Here is a 16,727-nt window from a genome sequence, read left to right on the forward strand (position 1 = left end):
TTGGTTACAAATTTCTAGTTACGTATGTCGAACTCGCTTGCTGTGTAGGAGTTACTTCGATGTCGTTAATGCTTACGTGGGCAGGTCTTGTTAAGACAAATAAAATTGTTTGCGCTATATCTTCGGCAAAAAGAGGCGTAATGCCAGAATAAACATTTTTCGCCTTGTCTTCGTCGCCATGGAAGCGGACAATTGAAAATTCCGTTTCTACCATTCCAGGGCGAATCTGCGTTACCTTAATGTTGGATTTGAGCAAGTCTATGCGCATTGCTTTTGAAAGGGCATTAACAGCATGCTTTGTAGCACAGTAAACATTCCCGTTTTCGTAAACCTCCGAGCCTGCAATTGAGCCTATATTTACAATATGGCCACCCTTGTGCTCAATCATTATGGGGGCAACCCTGCGGGTTACATATAGCAATCCTTTGATGTTGGTATCAATCATACGCTCCCAGTCTTCTTCCAGTCCTTCTTGGACATGGTTTAATCCTGCGGCTAGTCCTGCATTGTTTATCAGAACATCAATTTTTCTCCAACGTTCGTGAAGGTTGCTAATAGCAGCATCTACTTGATCCTTGTCTCTTACATCAAAACTTAAAGGAAGCACATCCGCCTTATACTTAACCTCAATTTCTTTCTTTAAGTTGTCTAAAAGTTCTGTACGCCGTCCGGTGATTATTAGGTTATAGCCGTTTTCTGCGAGAAGAAGTGCAGTGGCTCTGCCAATTCCTGAAGTCGCACCAGTTACAAGTGCAATTTTTTTCATTTGGTCTGTTGTGTTTTTGAGCTGTTGCAAAAATGTCCTGCAAAGGTACGAAAAAGGATTTTAAGGAATAGCTAAAGACCTTCTCGTTTCGTAGAATCGAGATTTTAAAGAGTTAAATATTAAGGTTATATCTGAAATGTTAATTAGTTGTTTAGCATTAAATTGGAGTGTCTTGTATTTCAATAAGTATTTTTTATATTTGATGCTAAAGTGCTTCCTATGTTAATAGCAAAAACGGGAAATTCACCTACCGAAAATGATCAAATTGGTCATTTCTTATCAGCAAAAATTGCCGATTATAATGCAATGCCCGATTCGCGTAAGAGTCTTATTAGGATGTTGTTTCGGCATTGTATTGCCTGCTCTGATAGTGCATTTGATGATCTGCCTATTAATTTTAGGATTCACCAAAGTATTTTTGGACAACGAGATGCAGGGATGAGTTCTATTGTGCTGAGCAATCCGAAGCCCTCCTTCTCCTTGCTCTCCGGTGTAGTCCCTTTTTACAACCGAACCTCCTTTCATCTGGGGAAAATTATTGACTATACTGCTAAATTCTATGCTTCGAGTGGATGTGCTGTAGTTGCTTCTCGAATGGCTTACTCGAAAACTCTTACTAAACCGATGCTTATTTCGTTAGATATTGGGTTGTCTAATGATTCTGAGGCTTTCTCGCTTACTCATCCATTTTATAAAGTGTATGCGGTTACTTTTTCTGGAGAGTCGAGTTCGTCGTTGCTGAAGGAGTATGATTTTTTTGATATCCTATGCTCTTTAAGGAGCGTGGGGAGCGATATCTTTTATAGTCTGATAGAGGAAGAGTCTGATTGCTGCTTCGTTGTTCGGTTAGCTACCCAGTTTGGATACAAGTTTTTGCTTGATACGGATTTGCTGAAGGAATCTGCCGGGCATAAAACGTTTTTGTGCGTTGTTTCTCCTACTGCTGTAGATAGGTTTGAAGAGGTGTGTAAAAACCTTAATGCTGTTTCTTGCGGAACTGTTTTTGAAGGAGTTGAAGAGAGTGTCTTTATAAGAAATGGAGAAAGGCTTCTTTTTTCCTCAATTCTAGTTAACGAAATTATTCTTTTAGCGGTAAGCTATCAATGCTATGGTAGTTCATCTGTAAAGTTGCATAGGAGCGAGGAGACTTTTGTTCCTCAAAGTCATCATGTAGAACGCTCTATTCAAGATGTTCTCGAAAACATCGAATATGTATCTCCAAGTTTGCTAGCGTCTCGTTTTGACTCGTGTATTAATACATATCAAACGAGCGTTGCTCGTTCTCCGTACGTAACGTATTTTGCCGTAAAAGGTATAGGTAGATTCATGGTGTCATTAGATACGTATGTACACGATGCCGATTTAGGAGGAGCGTTGGACTCTACCTTGAGGGTGATTTTTGAGCATCAGGCTTATGGTGCTACCCCTAGTTTAGCCTTAATTCGGTTGATTGAGCGGACTGGTAGTAATGGCGGTTATGGGCAGAGAATGATTGATGAGTTAATTAGATTTTTGGATATATTCTCGATACGATGCAAAATTGAGCGTGAAGAGATTGCTAGTATATCGGCTGATTATGTTTTATCCTTTGGACTAGTCTCTAAGTTGGAACATAAGGTTTCCGAACTAATGTCGGGTTTTAAGCAGAAAGGTGAACTAATTTATTCCATAGACCTTGCTTCTTGTGGAACTGGTTGCTCAACATCTTCCAACGAGGAATTGCCTTTTTCAAATCGCATAATATCAAACTTGGTTAGTTCCAAAATAGTAAATGCCATTTCTCCAATTTCACGAGGAGGCCTTTTCTTTTCTCTATTTTCGATGGGTGAAAGCCTGAATTTAGGCTTCGATATAACTGGTGATACGGAACAATCCTCAGAAAAATTTTTGTTTGATGACTCTATTGGGCGTACTGTTTTAGCCGTATCAGAAGAGCATGAAGCTCATTTTGTTGATTTTATGCAAGAAACGGGGGTGCCTATAACATTGCTGGGGCATGTAACTAAAGGAGAAATAAGAATAGACGATGTTTCGTATGGTTTTATTGCTGATTTAAAAAAGAAAGTTTCCTTTGCATTCGATAATAATATAAAGAAAATGGCATCGAAAAAGGTTGTTAAGCCCTACGCAGATTCACAATCGACGAAGAAGGAACAGGTTGCAAGCATGTTTGACAATATTGCGTATAAGTATGATTTTTTAAATCACTTTCTTTCGTTAGGGATAGATAAGCTTTGGCGTAAAAAGTTGGTAAAGGAAGTTGGCAAGTATAGGCCTTCTCGAATTCTTGATGTTGCGACAGGAACTGGAGATCTTGCAATCGCATTGTCTAAGCTTAGACCTCAGAATATTGTAGGGATTGATATCTCCACAAAAATGGTAGAAGTGGGGGTTGAAAAGGTAAAAAAGGAAAAACTTGATGGTGTAATTTTTCTTCAAAAAGGTGATTCTGAAATCATTAACTTTGACAGCAGCACCTTCGATTTTGCTACAGTTGCTTTTGGCGTTCGAAATTTTGAGAATCCGCTACTTGGCTTAAGAGAAATGCATCGAGTCCTAAAGCCTGGAGGAGGTGTGGCTGTTTTGGAGTTTGCCATGCCAACAAAATTTCCCATTAGAAATCTTTACAAGTTTTATTTCTTTAGGATACTTCCATTTGTTGGTAGGTTCTTTTCTAAGGATCGGTCGGCATATACTTATTTACCCGAATCGGTGGAGGCTTTCCCAAGTGGAGCAAGTTTCTTAGCGTTACTTAAAGAAGCTGGTTTTACAAAAGCGAGGATCATTCCATTAACTTTTGGTGTTGCAAATATCTATATCGGAGAGAAGTAGTGAGTATGAATAGTAGGGGAAGGTTTGCTCTTTTAGTGATTGTTGCCGTGTTTTTGGCAAACTTTTCTTATGGGCAGTTAAAAAAGAGTCGTCCCCTTACCAACCCTGCTTATGATTTAGGAAAGCGTATCCACTTTGGATTTTCATTAGGGATAAACAGCATGGATGCAGAGGTTGATTGTAAAAGATTCTTTGCTGTCGATGAGTATGGTAAGACCGTTTTGCTTTGGACAGATATATCTCAAGTACTTCCTGGTTTTAATGTAAACATCATATCTGAGTTAAGAATAACCCGTAATCTTGGACTTCGAGTATTGCCTGGAATGTCGTTTGGACAGCGAACGTTTTCGTTCTATGCTATAACAAATGCGGCTAACGAAAAGGACTCCCTTTACCATAAGATGAAAATTGAATCCTCAATGATAGAGGTTCCTATTCTTTTAAAGTATAGTGCCGTTAGGCATAGCGATATTAGACCTTATTTAATAGGCGGATTTACTCCTCGCTATGATTTAGCGGCCCGTAAAAGATTCACCGATGATGTTTATTTGGGTTTGAACAAGCTGAACTTTTATGTTGAACTTGGTTTCGGCTTTGACTTTTATCTTCCTTATTTCAAATTTGGCACAGAAATAAAGTACACTAGGGGGCTGAACAATATGCTCTCGGATCGGACTAGGGATGGATATGAGTATTTCCCCCAATCGATAGATGGGATAATTACCGATATGGTCGTAATATCTTTTAACTTCGAATAGGATTTAAATTCTTACTTTTGTGGTAAAATAAAGTCAATGCCACAGGATTTAAATCTGTTACTTACGCCAAAACAGGCGTCGGACAAGCAATACTACCTGCCAATAATAGCAAAACTGCTAAATGTAGATCCTATTCAAATCGCCTTTGTTATGGTTACTCGGCGTTCTATTGATGCTCGTAGCCGAGATGTTAAGGTGAGTATGGGCGTTCGGGTGTTTTTAGATGAGCAAGTTCCTCAAATTTTGAGCCACCAGTTCGAGTACGGAGATGTTTCTAAAAGGGATGAGGTCGTTATTGTAGGCTCAGGTCCTGCTGGATTATTTGCTGCGCTTCGTTTAATAGAGCTTGGTTATAAGCCAGTTGTCTTGGAAAGAGGAAAAGATGTTTCGTCACGAAAGCGAGATGTTGCTTCTTTAAACAGAAATCAACCGATTAATGTCGATTCAAATTATGCATTTGGAGAGGGTGGGGCAGGTACATTTTCTGATGGCAAGTTGTACACTCGTTCGAAAAAGCGAGGAGACTACCGCAAAGCATTAGAAGCACTTTGTTTTCACGGTGCTAGCGAGAATATTCTTTCTGATGCTCATCCCCATATTGGGACCAACGTTCTTCCTCGTATTATTGGTAACATTCGAAAAACAATAATTGCAGCAGGTGGGAAGGTTTACTTTGACTCGCGAGTTACAGATATCCTTCTAAAGGAAGGCAAGGCCGTAGGTGTAAAAACAGCCAATGGAGATATTGTAACAGGTCGTGCTGTAATCTTGGCAACAGGGCACTCTGCTCGGGATATATACCATCTGCTACATCAAAAAGGTATTCTACTCGAAGCAAAATCTTTTGCAATGGGAGTTCGCGTAGAGCATCCACAAGCGTTGATAGATACGATTCAATATCATAAGGAGAGTCGAGGGGAGTATCTTCCCGCTGCCGCATATAGCTTGGTTAATCAGGTGGCCGGGAGAGGAGTTTACTCTTTTTGCATGTGTCCTGGGGGCTTTATAGTTCCTGCAACAACTGGTTTAGGAGAGGTTGTTGTAAATGGCATGTCTCCTTCGGAGCGTAATTCTAGGTTTGCAAATTCGGGTATTGTTGTTGAAACGCGAATAGAGGATGCCGCTGCTTATGCAAAGCATGGAGTGTTGGCTGGGTTATACATGCAGATGGAACTCGAAAGTCTTGCGTTTAAGAATGGAGGGAATGGGGTAGTTGCACCTGCACAGCGATTAGCGGATTTTGTGCAAGGAAAGATATCTCAGGATCTACCTTTAACTTCTTACCATCCAGGTGTTCAGTCTTCACCAATGCATCAGTGGTTGCCAGGCTTTTTCTCTAAACGACTTCAGGAAGGATTTAAAACCTTTAATGGAAAGATGAGAGGCTTTTTAACGAACGAAGCCTTAATCCTTGGGGTGGAATCGAGAACATCGTCTCCTGTTCGTATTCCTCGCGATAGCAATACCCTTCAGCATCCTCAGATTGAGGGGCTATTCCCTTGTGCCGAGGGTGCTGGTTATGCTGGTGGGATTGTTTCTGCGGCGATCGATGGTGAGAGGGTTGCTGATAAGGTTGCCGATTGGGCAAAGCACTAAAAAATACGTCGTTTGAATTCTGAGCAGCATATTGCTGTTGCAATGGCTACGTTTAGTGATTCTACATTTTCTGCTTTAAATGATGGGATGGTTATCTTATGGGTGATTAGATACTCTATCTCTTTGCTTATTCCAGAGCCTTCATTTCCCATAACGATAATTCCATTCCTGGGTAGTTTGGCTGTGTAAATATTTTCTCCGCTCATAAAGGTACCAAAGATTGGAATGTTATGCTGTTTGGCTTCTTTTAGTAGTTTGTGTAAGTTTGTGTATATAATTTTTACACGGGCAATGGCACCCATTGTTGCCTGAACAACCTTAGGGTTGAAGCAGTCTGCTGTATTTATGCTGCATACAATGGTTTGTATGCCAAACCAATCTGCCAATCGTATAATGGTTCCTAAATTACCTGGATCCTGGACATCGTCGAGTATAATCGTTAGTTGAGAACCTTCAGTTTGATAGTTGTTCGTGCTATTAGGAATTCTGATCAGGGCTAGATAGCTCGTTGGTTTTTGTAAAAAAGATATGCGTTCCATCTCAACTTCGCTGATGATGGACGTTTTTTTTGCAGGGATTTCGTTTGGACAGGTTGCGTATAGTATCTCTACTTGGAATCCCGCGTCTATAATCTCTCTTATTGCCTTGAGGCCTTCAGCAACAAACAATCCTTGCTCATATCTATACTTTTTTTGAGCAAGTTTTTTTACTTCTGCAATTTCTTTTTTTGTCATTTGCCGTATTTGAGATGCAAAGGTAAGCGTTTAATCTTTTGTAGAGCAAACAACTAGATCAATAAAGCCTATTTGAATAAGATAAAATTGTTAAGTATAGAGATTGCCTGTGCAATAGTTTTCATTTGGAGCATTTTTTTTGATAGAAAAAGTTGGAATTTGGATTTATTTCGTAGTTTTGCACCTAAATTCTTATAAGCGGTTATGCTTAGGGGGATTTTAGCAATTCGCTCGAATTGCTAAAGACTAATAGATAAGTGGTTAACTTCGCTACTATTAAGTAGCAATGGTGTTTAGAGGTTGAAAGTGCTCGATGTGAATCGAGCATTTTTTTTATATTTATCAATATTTTCGTCATTCCCATTATATTTGTTTTTAAAATGTAACCAATCCTTTCGTGAAAAAACTGATTTTTATCTTATTGTGCACCTTGATTCTGGGAGGATGCTCTCAAACAAAGTTTGTTCCCAAAGGAGCCTATCTGCTAACGGATATCGATTTAAAGGCAGATAATAAGAAAGTTAGTAAGAGTGCATTGACTGGAATCGTTCAGCAGCAACCCGTGAAAAGAATTTTAGGTATTCCAGCAGAATTGTGGATTTACAACTTGTCGGATAGCACTGGGAAAACGCGATTCAAACGTTGGATTAACAAAACATTTCAGAAGATAGGGGAGCCTCCTGTTATTTTCGATTCTTCTTTATACGCTAGTTCTCTTGTAGGTATTAATCAGTATTTGATCTCAAAAGGATACTACAACGCGGTTGTCAGCGATACCTTAACATACCAGAAAAATAAATATGTAAAGGCTAAGATTCGTATTAAAACGAATGCTCCTTATAGATTGTCAGATTACATAATTACGGGCTCTGACTCAACATTGGTTCAAAGAGTAAAATCTAATTCCTCTTTTTCGTTACTAAAGCAAGGAATGATCTTCGATTCTGATATACTTGAAAAGGAGCGAGAACGAATTGCCTCATCGCTTAGAAATGAGGGATATTTCTTTTTCAATAAGAGTCATATTGTTTATGAAGCAGACTCTTCTGTTGGACAAAAAAGAGTGAGTTTGAATCTTATTGTAAAAAATGGGTTGGTCTATAATGCTGATAGTGGAAGCGTTGAGGAGAAAAAACACGAGAAATTCATTATTAAAGAGATAAATGTATATACGAATTACGAACCAACAGAAGCCTTAGTCGACAAGGACTATTTAGGTAAGTTTTCTTCGTATACCTATAGTGGGTTGAATATAAAGTATCTGAACAAGAGAAATGTTACGTCGGAATTAATTAATGGAGCCGTTCAGATTAAGCCAAACGAACTGTATGATAACTCTAAAGTAAATGCTACCTACGATAACTTTTCTGGATTGAGAATGTTTCGTACTGTAAATATTCAGTTTAAGGAATTAGCCAAAGATTCTATTCTTAGTTCTAGTGCAGGTACAACAAGTGCAATTTCGGCTGTGAATTTTGTAGCCACGAAAGAACTTGCTTGCAATATCTTCCTTACGCCAATGTTGCTTCAGAGCTATAAGGTTGAGGGAGAGTTGTATATGTCTTCGGAAATTTGGGGAGTTGCAGGAAGTTTGGGATATTCACATTTAAATTTATTAAAAGGAGGAGAGTTGCTAAATCTGAGTTTTAATGGGTCTATAGACTTCTTGAAAGGAAATAGAGAGGAAGATGTTATTAACAAAGTGGATAAGTCAACAGAATATGGCGTTTTGTCATCTATATACATTCCGAGATTCTTACTGCCTTTTAATCTTCAGAAAAGGTTGATATTGCAGAGTCCTAAAACTCAATTTACTGGAGGGTATAACTATCAAAGCCGTCCTTACTATACACGGAGCTTGGTTAATTTTGGATTTGGTTATAGTTGGATAACTAAAAAGAAACTGGAAATATCGTATACCCCCATTAATCTGAGCATCATTAAGATGTCGAACGATGATGAACTTAAGGAAAACCTGAAAACCAAGCCTTTATTATATGCCGCATTTTCCGATCATTTTATTTCATCGGGGGTGCTTTCTGTTGTCTACAACACGCAGAGAATTAATAGTCAGGATAGCTACTATTACTCCATTTTAAATTTAGAATTGGGTGGAAACTTAGTCAGCTTATTTAATCCGCTACTAAAAAGGGTAAAAAGTGACGCAGATGCATCTGTGTCGAGTTCTATTTGGGGAATGCCATATGCTCAATTTATAGGGACTGACTATACTTTAGTTTACAATCAGCGTCTAGATTCTAAAAATAGAATGGTATTCCGTTTTCAAGTAGGTGCTTCTTTCCCATACGGGAACTCTGCAGCATTACCTTACGAAAAGTACTACTTTGTAGGAGGTGCAAATAGTATGCGCGGATGGCAGGTTCGGATGCTTGGGCCTGGTGCAATATCTGATTCTGAGGATGATTTAGACGTGATTAAAGGACAGCGTGCATTGGGAGATTTTAAACTTGAAGGGAATCTTGAATATAGGTATAAACTCTTTTGGTCTTTTGAGGGTGCTCTATTTCTTGACGCCGGAAATGTATGGTTCCTTCCAAGAGATCATATGGCTTCAAAGGCTACTTTTAAGGTTGATACTTTTCTGAGTCAAATAGCTGCAAATACAGGCTTAGGTCTAAGGTTGAATTTAGGCTACCTTATTGCACGATTTGATGTTGGAATGCGAATGATTGATCCTTCTAAGCCATATGGAAGCCGCTTTTTGCTTAACCAGATTCCAACTAGTGATTACTTTTCATATCATATTGGTATAGGTTATCCTTTTTAGAGTAGTAATGTCTGCGCTTAAACGATATATAAAGGAATTCTTCACTTTTGCCAAATGGGAGCAGAGGGGGATTGTTTTACTATCAGGGGCACTAGTCCTTATAGCTATTTTCATTCTTTTCTATAATCCTAAACAAGAAGTCTTTGTGGCTCCTGCAATATCGAAGTATATCCAAGATTTTGAGAAGCAGGTGCTTCTGTCTGAAAAAAAAGCATCATTTAATTCGGACATAAATTGGAACGAACCACTAGGTAGGAAGAAGGATGCTATTACTCTTTTTAAGTTTGATCCGAATACGGCAACATTGGAAGACTTCAGAATTTTAGGTTTTTCGTTAAAGCAGGCGCAGGTGCTATTAAATTATAGGGCGAAAGGAGGACGTTTTAGGACACCGGAGGATTTTGGGAGGTCTTTTGTCGTGTCTGAAGAGCATTATAAACTGCTTGCTGCTTATATCGTTATCAATCGTATCGGGGATGATTCTGTAAAGAGGTTTATTCCAAATTCTTCCATGGCACATCAATTGGTTGATATTAATACTGCAGATAGTGTAAAACTAAAAATGTTGAGGGGTATTGGGCCCGCGATTGCAAAACGAATTATAGATTATCGTAATAGATTAGGTGGTTTTACTCGAAATGAGCAACTTCTAGAGATTTATGGTATCGACTCTTCGAGGTATTTGCTGTTGAGCAATCAGCTTGAGAAACCTTCTAAATGGAATAGAATACGCATAAATTTAGCTGAGGTTGAAGAACTTAAACGGCATCCTTATTTGTCATCTTACGAGGCTCGAAACATTGTATACTTTCGTATTAAGAAAGGGCCGATAAGGTCATTACAGCAGCTCGTCGAGAATCGAATTATTTCAAAATCTACGGCTGAAAAGTTAAGCGAGTACATTGATTACTCAAATTGAGTAAAGAAAATCAAAACGCTTGTTTTTTAAATCAAAAATTTAGTAACTTTGCGGCTCGAAAACAAAAACTGTAACCATGATAATCGTTCCAATCAAAGAAGGAGAAAACATTGAGAAGGCTCTTAAAAAGTTTAAGAGAAAATTTGAGAAGACAGGCATTCTTAAAGAGTTAAGAAATCGTCAGTACTTTACTAAGCCATCTATTGAGCGTAGAGAGCAAATTAAGAAGGCTATTTACATCCAGCAACTACAACGTACTGAAGAGTAGTAGAAATTAACTGAGAGTCCTTTACAAGATTGTCAAAAAAAGGCTATCTTAGAAGGTATGATAGCTCAGTTTGGACAATACCTTCTTGCGGAAAAAAGATATTCTCCACAAACTGTAAAAGCATATAAAACAGATCTTTTACAGTTTGTGGATTTTTTAGGTTATACCCCTGATGAATTTGCTCCATGCGAAGTGACGCATGTGCTCGTAAGGGAGTGGGTTGTTAGTCTTGTTAAATCAGGATTAGCTCCATGCTCTGTAAATCGTAAAATAGCAACGCTAAACTCCTACTTTAAGTATCTAAAAAGGGCTGGAGTAATTAATAAAAACCCAGCGGCAAAAGTTGTTCATCCAAAGCAACCCAAACGTCTTCCCTCATTTGTTAGTTATGAAGCCACTGAGCGATTTGCGCATAGTAGTGCGGATGATTTTTTGTCATTGAGGAATCTTCTAATTGTTGAACTCCTCTACACCAGCGGAATTCGAAGTGCAGAACTAATGGGATTAAAACTTGAAGATGTTGACTGCCAGTGTTTAACTCTACGAGTGCTAGGAAAAGGGAAAAAAGAACGAATAATTCCGATAATTCCGAGTACTAATTCTCTTTTAAAATGCTATATTAGCAAAAGAGAGGACTTCCTTAACGGGCTTTCGGCACCTTACCTCATTTTAACTGCTAAGGGTGAACAAATATACCCGAAGCTCGTTGAAAGAGTTGTAAAAGAAATGCTGAAAAATGCTGGTGTCAAAGGGAAACGAAACCCACATATTTTAAGGCATACCTTTGCAACGCACCTGTTGAATAACGGAGCCGATTTGCTTAGTATAAAGGAGATGCTAGGGCACACTTCGGTAGGGACAACTCAAATTTATATGCATAATACGTTGGAAAAGGTAAAGACTTCATACATGAAGGCTCACCCAAGGGCCAACAAAAACAGTTAGGAGGTTTTTTATGAACATCAAAATTCAATCGATCAAATTCGACGCAGACAAGAAGCTTGTTGATTACGTTGAAGCCAAATTATCTAAGTTAAGCAAGTATAACGATGAAATAACGACCATTGAGGTATATCTAAAGTTGGATCCAAACCATGAAGAAGGGAATAAGAAGGTTGAGGTTATGATTCCTTTGCCTGGAAATGACATTTTTGTAGAACGACAAGGTAAGCGATTTGAGGAAGCCGTAGACCTCTGTGTAGATCCGTTGAAAATGTCGTTAACTAAAAGCAAAGAAAAAGCAAAAAATATGTAGTGTTAAACGCTATTCTTGTAAGGGAGAAAGTTCGCTTTCTCCCTTTTTTTTAAATTAGCTGATTATTAAGCCAAAACTTCCGGTTTTCTTTTGTACTTTTGCGGCTATTACTCAAAGCTTGTTTGCTTTACGAAAAAACAAAATAAAGCAGCAATAGGTATTTGTGGTAAAATAAATTATTCGTACATTTGCCATCCGAAATTGGAGGCATTTAGCCTGTACTGCAATTAAGCGCAGTTGTAATTTGTAAAGGGGAGATACCAAAGCGGCCAACTGGGGCAGACTGTAAATCTGCTGACTTATGTCTTCGTAGGTTCGAATCCTGCTCTCCCCACAATAAACGCGGAAGTAGCTCAGTTGGTAGAGCATCAGCCTTCCAAGCTGAGGGTCGCGAGTTCGAATCTCGTCTTCCGCTCTAAAAGATTTGCCGATGTAGCTCAGTGGTAGAGTACTTCCTTGGTAAGGAAGGGGTCACGAGTTCAATTCTCGTCATCGGCTCTCTGGAGTTTAATAAAATTTATCTAACAGTTTAACAATTTGGAGTTATGGCTAAAGAAAAATTTGACAGATCGAAGCCTCACGTAAACATAGGTACCATCGGTCACGTAGACCACGGTAAGACTACCCTTACTGCTGCAATTACTACCGTACTTGCAAAAAGAGGGTTGTCTGAGTTGAGAAGCTTTGACTCAATTGACAATGCACCCGAAGAAAAAGAGCGTGGTATCACCATTAACACTGCTCACGTTGAATACTCAACTGAAAACCGTCACTACGCTCACGTAGACTGTCCTGGTCACGCCGACTATGTAAAGAACATGGTAACTGGTGCTGCTCAAATGGACGGAGCTATCCTAGTAGTTGCTGCTACTGACGGTCCTATGCCTCAAACTCGTGAGCACATCCTTCTTGCTCGTCAGGTAAACGTTCCTAGAATCGTTGTTTTCCTTAATAAGGTTGACATGGTTGAAGACGAAGAAATGCTTGAACTTGTTGAAATGGAAGTTCGTGAGCTTTTAAGTTTTTACCAATTCGACGGTGACAACGCTCCTGTAATCCGTGGTTCTGCTCTTGGTGGTCTTAACGGCGAGCCAAAGTGGGAAGATAAGATTATGGAACTTATGAACGCTGTTGATGAGTACATTCCAATTCCTCCTCGCGACAACGAGAAGCCATTCCTTATGCCAGTTGAAGACGTATTCTCGATCACTGGTCGTGGTACTGTTGCTACTGGTAGAATCGAAACTGGTGTTGTTAAGGTTGGTGAAGAAGTTCAAATCATTGGTCTTGGCGAAGAACCTAAGAAGTCTGTATGTACAGGTGTTGAAATGTTCCGTAAACTTCTTGACCAAGGTGAAGCTGGTGACAACGTAGGTCTACTACTTCGTGGTATCGACAAGAAGGATATCCGTCGTGGTATGGTTATCGCAAAGCCAGGTTCAATCACCCCTCACACTAAGTTTAAAGCAGAGATTTACGTACTTAAGAAAGAAGAAGGTGGACGTCACACTCCATTCCACAATAAGTACCGTCCACAATTCTACCTGCGTACTTTGGACGTAACTGGTGAAATTAGCCTTCCAGAAGGTGTAGAAATGGTAATGCCTGGTGATAACGTAACTATCACTGTTGAACTTATCACTCCAGTAGCGCTTAACCAAGGTTTACGTTTTGCTATTCGCGAAGGTGGTAGAACTGTAGGTGCTGGTCAGATTACCGAAATTGTTGAGTAATTCATAATTTCTAGGATTGGTCTTAATAGACCAATCCTATTTTTACGGGTGTAGCTCAGTTGGTAGAGCATCGGTCTCCAAAACCGAGTGTCGGGCGTTCGAGTCGCTCCTCCCGTGCTTTAGAAAACTAGACCTATGAGAATCAAAGAATATTTCAAAGAGTCTTATAACGAACTCAAAAATAAGGTTTCCTGGCCTTCTTGGAGTACGTTGCAAAGCAGCGCAATAGTTGTTATGATTGCTTCCCTACTATTCGCTATTGTTGTCTTTGCAATGGACATCACCTTCAGGAATCTTATGGAGTTAATCTACAGCATGCTGTAATAAAAATAGGAAAGAGCGATGAGCGAAACCGAAAAAAAGTGGTACGTCCTAAGAGCAATTGGTGGCAAAGAAAAGAAAGCCAAGGAGTATATCGAAAACGAAATACGCAACCGTGGCCTTTCTGATTTTGTTTCCCAAGTGCTTATCCCTACTGAAAAGGTTTACCAAATTAGAAATGGTAAAAAGATCAGCAAGGAAAGGATACACTATCCCGGTTATATTCTTATTGAAGCGGCGCTAGTAGGTGAAATTCCTCACATTTTGACCAATATTACTAATATCATCGGTTTTTTGGGTGATCCTCGAAATCAAAATGCTCCTATCCCTCTCAGGACTGCTGAGGTTAATAGGATTCTCGGCCGAATTGATGAGCTTACAGAAGGCGAAGAGGAAATTTCTATCCCTTATGTGATTGGCGAATCGGTTAAAGTAATCGATGGACCATTCAACGGATTCAATGGTGTCATTGAAGATGTAAATGAGGATAAGAAAAAGCTCAAGGTAATGGTTAAAATTTTTGGCAGAAAGACTCCACTGGAGTTGAGCTTTATGCAAGTTGAAAAAGAGTAGTTAAACTAAGTAAAAACTGCTATGGCTAAAGAAGTCGCTGGACTTATTAAGTTGCAGATTAAAGGTGGCGCAGCAAATCCATCACCACCAGTAGGACCTGCTTTAGGTTCGAAGGGTGTGAATATTATGGAGTTCTGCAAACAGTTCAATGCCAGGACACAAGACAAGGCCGGAAAGGTTCTTCCTGTCATTATTACTGTTTATAGCGATAAGTCATTTGACTTTATCGTAAAGCAGCCACCAGTAGCTGTTCAACTTAAGGAGGCAGCCAAAATTCAATCTGGTTCTGCTGAACCAAACCGTAAGAAAGTTGCCACCATTACATGGGAGCAAGTTAGGGCTATTGCACAAGACAAGATGCCTGATATGAACTGCTTCACCTTGGAGTCGGCTATGAAAATGGTTGCAGGTACAGCAAGAAGCATGGGAATTTCCGTACAGGGTGAATTCCCCCAATTGTAATATTAAATACTGCGTGCAGAAATGAGTAAACTTACCAAAAATAGGAAGTTAGCTTTATCGAAGATTGAGCCAGGCAAGGTTTACAAGTTATCGGAAGCAGCTCAAATTTTGAAGGAAGTTTCTTTCACAAAGTTTGATGCTTCAGTAGATATCGATGTACGTCTTGGTGTAGATCCTCGCAAAGCCAACCAGATGGTTAGAGGCGTTGTGACTCTACCTCATGGAACAGGTAAGCAGACCCGCGTATTAGTACTCTGCACCCCTGATAAGGAGCAAGAAGCCACTGAGGCTGGAGCCGATTATGTAGGTCTTGACGAATATATCGACAAGATTAAGGGGGGATGGACTGATGTTGATGTGATCATCACTATGCCTAGCGTAATGGCTAAGGTAGGTGCTCTAGGTCGTATCCTTGGTCCTCGTGGTCTGATGCCGAACCCTAAAACCGGAACTGTTACCATGGAAGTGGGAAAGGCAGTGAAGGAAGTTAAGAGCGGTAAGATCGATTTTAAGGTAGACAAGTTTGGTATTGTTCATACATCGGTAGGTAAATTGTCGTTTGAGCCTAATATGCTTTCAGACAATGCTCACGAATTTTTGAACACTGTTATCAAACTTAAGCCTTCTGCTGCGAAAGGTACTTATATCAAAAGTATTTACCTTTCTTCAACAATGAGCCCCGGCTTACAAATTGATCCTAGATCAATTAACGAGTAATTTTTTAACCTTGTTACAATGAGAAGGGAAGATAAAAACGTTATTATCAACAGTTTAGCCGAGCAGCTCAAGACTTTTCCTCATTTTTATCTGACTGATATTTCGGGTTTAAATGCGGAAGACACCGCAGCACTAAGAAGACAATGCTTTGAGAAAGAGATTACCCTTATCGTTGTAAAGAACACTTTACTTCGTAAGGCGCTCGAACAAATCGAATTCCAAGGCACCGAGTTATTCGACGTGCTTAAGGGTTCTACTTCGATAATGTTAACCGAAAAGAACAATGTTCCTGCGAAGCTTATCAAAGAGTTTAGCAAGAAGAATAAGCTTAAAAAGCCAGTTCTTAAAGGTGCATTCGTAGAGGAGACTCCTTATATCGGTGAAGCAAGCCTTGAAGAACTTGTTAACATCAAGTCTAAGGAAGAGCTTATCGGTGATATTATCGGTCTATTGCAATCTCCAGCGAAGAACGTTATTTCTGCGCTGCAATCAGGCGGAAACATTTTATCGGGTGTTGTTAAGACCCTATCTGATAGAGAAGAAAAGTAGTTTAGTCAAAAAATTTTTTTAAAACGAAGTAAAATGGCAGATCTTAAGAAATTTGCAGAAGAATTGGTTAATTTGTCTGTAAAGGAAGTTAACGAATTAGCTAAGATTCTCAAGGAAGAGTATGGCATAGAGCCTGCTGCTGCTGCAGTTGCTGTAGCTGCTGCACCTGCTGCTGGTGGCGAAGCCGCTGCTGCTGAAAAAACTCAATTTGACGTTATCTTGAAGTCAGCAGGTGGTGCTAAACTTCAAGTAGTGAAGGTTGTTAAGGAAATGACCGGTCTTGGTCTTAAGGAAGCTAAGGACCTAGTTGACGGTGCTCCTAAGGCAGTTAAGGAAAAAGTTTCTAAGGAAGAAGCAGAATCAATTAAAGCACAACTTGAAGAGGCTGGAGCTGAAGTTGAAGTTAAATAGCATTTACCTAGTAGTTAGGTAATTTGGGTTTAGAATCTAATTTAT

The 16,727-nt window shown here is 39.5% G+C and carries 17 protein-coding genes and 4 tRNA genes; 19 read left to right on the plus strand and 2 right to left on the minus strand.

Translation table 11 applies throughout. The annotated features are described in order from the left end of the window. Positions 1–4: 4 nt before the first annotated feature. Positions 5–766: an SDR family oxidoreductase gene (locus CLV25_RS10890; protein ID WP_131839682.1), complete on the minus strand. Its 762-nt coding sequence runs from the start codon at positions 764–766 to the stop codon at positions 5–7. Positions 767–985: 219 nt separating this feature from the next. Between CLV25_RS10890 and ubiE the strand changes: the two genes are divergently transcribed. Genes ubiE through CLV25_RS10905 form a run of 3 tightly spaced genes read left to right on the plus strand, consistent with a single transcriptional unit; the run spans position 986 to position 5,952 of the window. Continuing rightward, positions 986–3,598 carry a bifunctional demethylmenaquinone methyltransferase/2-methoxy-6-polyprenyl-1,4-benzoquinol methylase UbiE gene (gene ubiE / locus CLV25_RS16050; RefSeq protein ID WP_243649628.1) on the plus strand — a complete coding sequence of 871 codons (2,613 nt, stop codon included), beginning with the start codon at positions 986–988 and terminating at the stop codon, positions 3,596–3,598. 5 nt (positions 3,599–3,603) lie between these two features. Continuing rightward, on the plus strand, positions 3,604–4,356 hold the full coding sequence (gene porT, locus CLV25_RS10900; protein ID WP_131839683.1) for a type IX secretion/gliding motility protein PorT/SprT: 753 nt from the start codon (positions 3,604–3,606) through the stop codon (positions 4,354–4,356). A 36-nt stretch (positions 4,357–4,392) separates the two neighbouring features. After that, on the plus strand, positions 4,393–5,952 hold the full coding sequence (locus CLV25_RS10905; RefSeq protein ID WP_131839684.1) for an NAD(P)/FAD-dependent oxidoreductase: 1,560 nt from the start codon (positions 4,393–4,395) through the stop codon (positions 5,950–5,952). Here CLV25_RS10905 and CLV25_RS10910 read toward each other — a convergent pair. Then, the gene (locus tag CLV25_RS10910; RefSeq protein WP_131839685.1) at positions 5,949–6,686 is read right to left on the minus strand and encodes an RNA methyltransferase; all 738 of its coding nucleotides are present in this window, start codon (positions 6,684–6,686) and stop codon (positions 5,949–5,951) included. The genes CLV25_RS10905 and CLV25_RS10910 overlap by 4 nt on opposite strands. Before the next feature lie 397 nt (positions 6,687–7,083). On the opposite strand from CLV25_RS10910, the gene tamL reads away from it, so the two are divergent. From tamL to rplL, 16 genes are all read left to right on the plus strand, one after another. Beyond that, the gene (gene tamL, locus CLV25_RS10915; RefSeq protein WP_131839686.1) at positions 7,084–9,474 is read left to right on the plus strand and encodes a translocation and assembly module lipoprotein TamL; all 2,391 of its coding nucleotides are present in this window, start codon (positions 7,084–7,086) and stop codon (positions 9,472–9,474) included. A gap of 7 nt (positions 9,475–9,481) precedes the next feature. Continuing rightward, the gene (locus CLV25_RS10920) at positions 9,482–10,393 is read left to right on the plus strand and encodes a ComEA family DNA-binding protein (protein WP_131839687.1); all 912 of its coding nucleotides are present in this window, start codon (positions 9,482–9,484) and stop codon (positions 10,391–10,393) included. Between the two features lie 76 nt (positions 10,394–10,469). Then, positions 10,470–10,661, plus strand: coding sequence for a 30S ribosomal protein S21 (gene rpsU, locus CLV25_RS10925; protein WP_131839688.1), 192 nt, complete (start codon positions 10,470–10,472; stop codon positions 10,659–10,661). A gap of 57 nt (positions 10,662–10,718) precedes the next feature. Then, complete coding sequence (locus CLV25_RS10930; RefSeq protein ID WP_131839689.1) at positions 10,719–11,606, plus strand: tyrosine-type recombinase/integrase; 888 nt, start codon at positions 10,719–10,721, stop codon at positions 11,604–11,606. 10 nt (positions 11,607–11,616) lie between these two features. Next, positions 11,617–11,916 (plus strand): ribosome hibernation-promoting factor, HPF/YfiA family, encoded by a 300-nt coding sequence (gene hpf / locus CLV25_RS10935; protein WP_131839690.1) that lies wholly within the window; start codon positions 11,617–11,619, stop codon positions 11,914–11,916. A 251-nt stretch (positions 11,917–12,167) separates the two neighbouring features. Further along, positions 12,168–12,250 (plus strand) — tRNA-Tyr (locus CLV25_RS10940). Positions 12,251–12,258: 8 nt separating this feature from the next. Further along, positions 12,259–12,331: transfer RNA gene (locus CLV25_RS10945), tRNA-Gly, on the plus strand. An 11-nt stretch (positions 12,332–12,342) separates the two neighbouring features. Then, positions 12,343–12,414 (plus strand) — tRNA-Thr (locus CLV25_RS10950). A 47-nt stretch (positions 12,415–12,461) separates the two neighbouring features. Further along, positions 12,462–13,649 (plus strand): elongation factor Tu, encoded by a 1,188-nt coding sequence (tuf, locus tag CLV25_RS10955; RefSeq protein ID WP_131839691.1) that lies wholly within the window; start codon positions 12,462–12,464, stop codon positions 13,647–13,649. Positions 13,650–13,693: 44 nt separating this feature from the next. After that, a tRNA-Trp gene (locus CLV25_RS10960) sits at positions 13,694–13,766 on the plus strand. Between the two features lie 18 nt (positions 13,767–13,784). Beyond that, positions 13,785–13,973, plus strand: a complete 189-nt coding sequence (gene secE / locus CLV25_RS10965) for a preprotein translocase subunit SecE (protein WP_207895645.1) — start codon at positions 13,785–13,787, stop codon at positions 13,971–13,973. 18 nt (positions 13,974–13,991) lie between these two features. Next, positions 13,992–14,543 carry a transcription termination/antitermination protein NusG gene (nusG, locus tag CLV25_RS10970; protein ID WP_131839692.1) on the plus strand — a complete coding sequence of 184 codons (552 nt, stop codon included), beginning with the start codon at positions 13,992–13,994 and terminating at the stop codon, positions 14,541–14,543. A 21-nt stretch (positions 14,544–14,564) separates the two neighbouring features. Next, complete coding sequence (gene rplK / locus CLV25_RS10975) at positions 14,565–15,005, plus strand: 50S ribosomal protein L11 (protein WP_131839693.1); 441 nt, start codon at positions 14,565–14,567, stop codon at positions 15,003–15,005. Between the two features lie 21 nt (positions 15,006–15,026). Next, positions 15,027–15,722, plus strand: a complete 696-nt coding sequence (gene rplA, locus CLV25_RS10980) for a 50S ribosomal protein L1 (RefSeq protein WP_131839694.1) — start codon at positions 15,027–15,029, stop codon at positions 15,720–15,722. Between the two features lie 18 nt (positions 15,723–15,740). After that, positions 15,741–16,271, plus strand: coding sequence for a 50S ribosomal protein L10 (rplJ, locus tag CLV25_RS10985; RefSeq protein WP_131839695.1), 531 nt, complete (start codon positions 15,741–15,743; stop codon positions 16,269–16,271). Positions 16,272–16,304: 33 nt separating this feature from the next. Further along, positions 16,305–16,682 carry a 50S ribosomal protein L7/L12 gene (rplL, locus tag CLV25_RS10990; RefSeq protein ID WP_131839696.1) on the plus strand — a complete coding sequence of 126 codons (378 nt, stop codon included), beginning with the start codon at positions 16,305–16,307 and terminating at the stop codon, positions 16,680–16,682. Positions 16,683–16,727: the final 45 nt, after the last annotated feature.

This window comes from Acetobacteroides hydrogenigenes (assembly GCF_004340205.1).
Lineage (GTDB): Bacteria > Bacteroidota > Bacteroidia > Bacteroidales > ZOR0009 > Acetobacteroides > Acetobacteroides hydrogenigenes.

Coding starts and splice junctions, on each gene's coding strand:
- rplL (WP_131839696.1), top strand. CDS start 16,305: ATGGCAGATCTTAAGAAATTTGCAGAAGAATTGGTTAATTTGTCTGTA.
- CLV25_RS10930 (WP_131839689.1), top strand. CDS start 10,719: ATGATAGCTCAGTTTGGACAATACCTTCTTGCGGAAAAAAGATATTCT.
- CLV25_RS10910 (WP_131839685.1), bottom strand. CDS start 6,686: ATGACAAAAAAAGAAATTGCAGAAGTAAAAAAACTTGCTCAAAAAAAG.
- rplJ (WP_131839695.1), top strand. CDS start 15,741: ATGAGAAGGGAAGATAAAAACGTTATTATCAACAGTTTAGCCGAGCAG.
- hpf (WP_131839690.1), top strand. CDS start 11,617: ATGAACATCAAAATTCAATCGATCAAATTCGACGCAGACAAGAAGCTT.
- rplK (WP_131839693.1), top strand. CDS start 14,565: ATGGCTAAAGAAGTCGCTGGACTTATTAAGTTGCAGATTAAAGGTGGC.
- porT (WP_131839683.1), top strand. CDS start 3,604: ATGAATAGTAGGGGAAGGTTTGCTCTTTTAGTGATTGTTGCCGTGTTT.
- CLV25_RS10920 (WP_131839687.1), top strand. CDS start 9,482: ATGTCTGCGCTTAAACGATATATAAAGGAATTCTTCACTTTTGCCAAA.
- CLV25_RS10905 (WP_131839684.1), top strand. CDS start 4,393: ATGCCACAGGATTTAAATCTGTTACTTACGCCAAAACAGGCGTCGGAC.
- ubiE (WP_243649628.1), top strand. CDS start 986: ATGTTAATAGCAAAAACGGGAAATTCACCTACCGAAAATGATCAAATT.
- rplA (WP_131839694.1), top strand. CDS start 15,027: ATGAGTAAACTTACCAAAAATAGGAAGTTAGCTTTATCGAAGATTGAG.
- tuf (WP_131839691.1), top strand. CDS start 12,462: ATGGCTAAAGAAAAATTTGACAGATCGAAGCCTCACGTAAACATAGGT.
- CLV25_RS10890 (WP_131839682.1), bottom strand. CDS start 766: ATGAAAAAAATTGCACTTGTAACTGGTGCGACTTCAGGAATTGGCAGA.
- nusG (WP_131839692.1), top strand. CDS start 13,992: ATGAGCGAAACCGAAAAAAAGTGGTACGTCCTAAGAGCAATTGGTGGC.
- secE (WP_207895645.1), top strand. CDS start 13,785: ATGAGAATCAAAGAATATTTCAAAGAGTCTTATAACGAACTCAAAAAT.
- rpsU (WP_131839688.1), top strand. CDS start 10,470: ATGATAATCGTTCCAATCAAAGAAGGAGAAAACATTGAGAAGGCTCTT.